Origin of the sequence: Barnesiella sp. CU968, from assembly GCF_905219685.1 — a bacterium.
In the GTDB taxonomy this organism is placed as follows: domain Bacteria; phylum Bacteroidota; class Bacteroidia; order Bacteroidales; family Muribaculaceae; genus Lepagella; species Lepagella muris_A.
This window is the reverse complement of the sequence record NZ_CAJMXD010000266.1, coordinates 1-4,133: the sequence shown is the minus strand read 5'-3', so window position 1 is coordinate 4,133 and position 4,133 is coordinate 1. Positions and strand designations below refer to the sequence as shown.

4 protein-coding genes are annotated in these 4,133 nt (G+C 47.7%); 1 reads left to right on the top strand and 3 read right to left on the bottom strand.

All coding sequences use genetic code 11. The features are described from left to right. Window positions 1-22: 22 nt before the first annotated feature. Window positions 23-1,810, bottom strand: coding sequence for a 30S ribosomal protein S1 (gene rpsA, locus JX312_RS09920; RefSeq protein ID WP_204457879.1), 1,788 nt, complete (start codon window positions 1,808-1,810; stop codon window positions 23-25). A 524-nt stretch (window positions 1,811-2,334) separates the two neighbouring features. Then, on the bottom strand, window positions 2,335-2,892 hold the full coding sequence (locus JX312_RS09915; RefSeq protein ID WP_204457878.1) for a hypothetical protein: 558 nt from the start codon (window positions 2,890-2,892) through the stop codon (window positions 2,335-2,337). Between the two features lie 61 nt (window positions 2,893-2,953). Here JX312_RS09915 and JX312_RS09910 point away from each other — a divergent pair, with 61 nt between their 5' ends. Continuing rightward, on the top strand, window positions 2,954-3,748 hold the full coding sequence (locus tag JX312_RS09910; protein ID WP_204457877.1) for a M48 family metallopeptidase: 795 nt from the start codon (window positions 2,954-2,956) through the stop codon (window positions 3,746-3,748). Window positions 3,749-3,863: 115 nt separating this feature from the next. On the opposite strand, the gene JX312_RS09905 is transcribed toward JX312_RS09910, so the two are convergent. Further along, window positions 3,864-4,133: hypothetical protein (locus tag JX312_RS09905; RefSeq protein ID WP_204457876.1), on the bottom strand; the 270-nt coding region annotated here is incomplete at its 5' end.

Genomic DNA, 4,133 nt, shown 5'->3' with positions numbered 1-4,133 from the left:
CTTTATGGCTTGTGAAAGGAGATTAACCTTTCTTCTCCTGCTGCTGCATCTGCTCTTTGAGAGCCTGAAGCGCGCCGAGATCACCGAGTGTGGTTTTCTCGATTGCGGGAGCTGCAGCAGTCTCAGCTGCCTTGGGAGCCTTGCGTGCTGCGGGTTTCTCGCGGCGTTCCGGCTTGTTGGCATCTTCTGCGATGCGGCTGTGGCTGAGGATGATACGTTTGCTGTCTTTGTTGAACTCGATTACCTTGAAGTCAAGTTTCTCGTTGAGTTTAGCTTGTGTGCCATCCTCTTTTACGAGATGCTTGGGAGTTGCGAATCCTTCAACACCGTGGGGGAGTGAGATAACCGCACCCTTGTCCATAACCTCGGTGATTGTTCCTTCGTGGATAGAGCCCACAGTGTATACTGTCTCGAATACATCCCAGGGATTCTCTTCGAGCTGCTTGTGACCGAGAGAAAGACGACGGTTGTCTTTGTCGATCTCAAGAACCTGCACCTCGATGTCATTGCCGACCTGAGTGAACACTGAGGGGTGTTTGATTTTCTTGGCCCAGGAGAGGTCGGAGATGTGGATAAGACCGTCAACGCCCTCTTCGATTTCAACGAATACACCGAAGTTGGTGAAGTTGCGGACTTTTGCTGTGTGGCGGCTGCCGATTGCATATTTCTCTTCGATGTTCTCCCAGGGATCGTTCTTAAGCTGTTTGAGACCGAGGCTCATCTTACGCTCGTCGCGGTCGAGAGTGAGGACAACAGCTTCGATCTCGTCACCAACCTTGAGGAAGTCCTGAGCGCTGCGGAGGTGCTGGCTCCAGCTCATCTCGCTTACGTGAACAAGACCCTCTACGCCCGGCTGCACCTCAACGAATGCACCGTAGTCAGCCATAACGACAACCTTGCCGTGAACGTGGTCGCCAACTTTGAGATTGGCATCAAGATTATCCCAGGGATGGGGCATAAGCTGCTTGAGACCGAGAGCTATGCGTTTTTTCTCATCATCGAAATCGATGATAACGACTTTGATGTCCTGATCAAGCTCAACGACTTCGCGGGGATCGGATACGCGGCCCCAGCTGAGGTCTGTGATGTGAACGAGACCGTCAACACCACCGAGGTCAACGAATACTCCGTAGGGTGTGATGTTCTTGACTTTGCCCTCGAGCACCTGACCTTTCTCCAGTTTGGAGATGATTTCTTTCTTCTGCTGTTCGAGCTCTGCCTCGATGAGTGCCTTGTGGCTCACAACAACATTCTTGTATTCCTGGTTGATCTTGACAACCTTGAATTCCATGGTCTTGTCAACGAATACATCGTAGTCGCGGATCGGGCGAACATCGATCTGAGAACCGGGAAGGAACGCCTCGATTCCGAATACGTCAACGATCATACCGCCCTTGGTGCGGCTCTTGACATAACCCTTGATGATTTCATCTTTCTCAAGAGCCTCGTTGACGCGATCCCAGCTGCGTGTCTGGCAAGCTTTCTTGTGGGAAAGACGGAGCTGACCGTTTTTGTCTTCAAGGGTCTCGATGTAAACTTCCACTTCGTCGCCTACCTTGAGGTCGGGATTGTAGCGGAATTCGCTAACGGGGATGATGGCGTCTGATTTCATGCCTATGTCAACGCGAACCTCGCGTTTTGAGATAGACTTCACTGTGCCGGTCACTACCTCGTTTTCTTTAGCTGTCTTAAGAGACTCGTCATAAGTATTGGTAAGTTCCTGACGGTTCTTCGAACCAGCTGTCTCGCCATTCTCGTATGCTTCCCAGTCGAAGTCTTCGATGGCGGTCTGTACTTTTGTTTCAGCCATTATAAATGAACTGTGGTGTTTTGTTTGTGCGTCTTTCCAAGAACGGGGAATCATGTGTATGAATTCTCCGGGGGCAGGACGCAAAAAATGGTTAATAAATAAAAATGTATATATCTCAGTTGCTTACGCGTGTGCGCATAAGCTCTGCAAAGTTAGTGTTTTTTTTGTTTACGACAAAATTTTCTCCAAAGATTCCTTAGAAACTGTTTAAATTTAATTCGAAATTATTTGTATGATGAATCTTGCGGCTTCCCGGATGTCTTTTATGGCTGTTTTCTTGGGGTATCCTCGGTCTCACAGCCCGCGATGCTCCTTCACCTCAAGAAGAAACCAGCTCCAAGCCTACGTCCCCAAATTCACTTTGCTTTTTAAACAAGCTCTTAATGGCTTGGGTCATAAACCTGTTTAAACATAGACTCTCTTCCCAAAACGAAACCCTAAAAACGGAACCCTAATATCCCAATCTCTGAAAACTGAAAAACACCGGTCGTTATCTCTGAAAACCCAAAACCGAAAACCGAAAACTACACACCATATACCACCGGCAATCCGAAGAGTCCTGTTTTGATAGTCAATGGGATTGAGGAGCCGCTGCGGGTCCGGTTGTAACGGGATGAAGAGACGGAGACTGTCTTCTCTTTGCCATTTTCAAATTTCAAGTCGAAATAATATACCTTGTAAGGATTCCCTTGGCGGTAGGAGCGACGTGACACACGCTGGCGGTGGTGTCGTATCTTGGTGAATTTTTTATCCACTAAAACATTTTCGGTATGTGTCGTGGATTCTTTTGCATAAGTGTAATTGAAAAAATAGATAGCGAATAGGAAGATGCCGCATGAAAGGGCAAGGTGACAGATATAGTTGAATACAAATGACTTTGAATCTGTTAGCCTACGCCATAACCGCCACATGGTCAATCCTGAAATTCCGGCAAGAAGAAATGAAATTGCAGCCGGTATCCACCATGTCACGATCGTTTTGTCGTGTAGATACATGGCTCCTCCATATGTTGCGATGCCAAGGAATATCAATATTCCCGCTATCACTGCTCTGCTAAAATTTTTTGCTGAAAATTTGCTCATTTTTTTAAGTTGATTTAATTTTGTAAAAGAAATTTAAGCAAAATTATATAATTTTCCAATTATGAAAAAATCAGCGATAAATTTGTTTTTAGCATCTCTCATGCTATTTTGCGCCATGCCAGCCATGGCTCAGTTCAATCTTAAGAAAGCTGTGAGCGCCGGCGCGAAAGCGGTTCAGGCAGCCACTCTTACCGATGCCCAGATGGCGGCATATGTAAAGGAGTCTGTTGACTGGATGGACAAGCACAATCCTGTTTTGCCGGAAGACAATCCCTACACTCAGCGTCTTCGCAAGCTTACCGAAGGTATAACCGATGCTGATGGAATTCCATTGAACTTCAAGGTATATCATGTCATCGACATCAACGCGTTTGCCTGCCCCGACGGCAGCGTCCGCGTATTCTCTTCTCTCATGGATATCATGAGCGATGACGAGCTTATGGGTATCATCGGTCATGAGATCGGTCATGTTATGAAGCGTCATTCAAAGAATGCGTTCCGTCAGTCTCTTCTCACCGGTGCGCTGAAAGATGCGGCGGGTGCAGCCAACAATACCGTGGCGGCTCTGACAGATTCTCAGCTCGGTGCGCTCGGCGAGTCGCTTATCGGCGCCAAGTTCTCTCAGAAACAGGAGCGTGAGGCAGACAACTGCGGTTATGACTTCCTCGTTTCCAAAGGCCGCAATCCGTGGGGTATGGTGATGGCGTTCGAGAAGTTCCGGAAGATGGAGCAGGACGGCGGTGTCAAGATGAGCTATATGGACAAGATGTTTTCATCGCATCCCGAAACAGAGGCGCGTATCAAGGCAATGACAAAGCGTTGCGAGAAAGATGGAATCCAGCGTCCTGCGGAGTGAGACATTCCGGACATGACAGACAGAAAGAGCTGACCTTGGTCAGCCGGACTGATAAATATTGAAAGGCTGCAATCCCGCGGGATTGCAGCCTTTCTGTCTGTTTGACAGGAGAAGGTTATCTTCCTGACATCTGCATGGAGATAGTTATTGCCTTGGCGAAGAGTTCCTGCAACTTCTTTTTGTTGGCATCATCAAGGTCTTTAGCCGAAGAGAGGTTCTTCATGAAAGTCTCGGAGTAAGGATAGTTCTTGTCCATCTGAGTTTCGAAATCTTTCAGTTTCTCCTTGTCATCGCCGATTTCCTTGAGTTTGTTTTCAGCCGATGTCATAGCATCTGTAAGGTAATCGAGCATGACGGAATAATCCTCCTGGGAGAGTTGTTCCCC